At 69.8% G+C, this 610-nt stretch carries 1 protein-coding gene; it reads right to left on the bottom strand.

The features are described 5' to 3' along the window. Positions 1–130: 130 nt before the first annotated feature. Positions 131–610: heterodisulfide reductase-related iron-sulfur binding cluster (locus G7A99_RS23700; protein ID WP_256379742.1), on the bottom strand; the 480-nt coding region annotated here is incomplete at its 5' end.

Below are 610 nucleotides of genomic sequence, written 5' to 3'. Positions count from 1 at the left end.
GGGATGTGGGCGCGCTCGTAGGCGTCCGCGTCCGAGAGGTCCACGATCAGCAGGCCCGGCGTGTCCAGGGATTCGGCCAGTGTCTCGGGCTCGACGAGCAGGGGCAGACGCTTGTTCGCCATGACTGGGTTCAGGCCTCCGTGGCGGGTTGGCCCTCGACTGTAACAAGCTCCAGCCAGTGGCGCACGGGGATATCGCTGGCCTCGTCCAGGTGCGTGAGGCAGCCGATGTTGGCCGTTGCGATGAGCTCCGGTGCCCCCGCGTTGAGGTTATCGAGCTTCTGCTGGCGCAGGGTCTTGGCGGTCTCTGGCTGCAGCACCGAGTAGGTGCCGGCGGAGCCGCAGCAGATGTGCGGGTCCGCCACCGGGGTCAGCTCGAAGCCCACCGCCCCCAGCAGGGCCTCGACCCGGCCGCCGAGGCCCTGGGCGTGCTGCAGGGTGCAGGGGCTCTGGAAGGCGATGCGCCGCGGTGCGTCTGCGGCAGGGCGCAGCTCCGCCTGCCAGTGTTCCAGGAATTCCACCGGATCCACGGCCAGGGTGCTGACGCGTTCGGCACGCTCGGCATAGTCCGGGTCGCCGGCGAGGAGGTGGCCGTAGTCTTTGACCTGCGC

It is taken from the genome of Arhodomonas sp. KWT, assembly GCF_010993615.1.
Note: the sequence above shows the minus strand (reverse complement) of the source record. Positions and strands in the feature narration are given on the sequence as shown.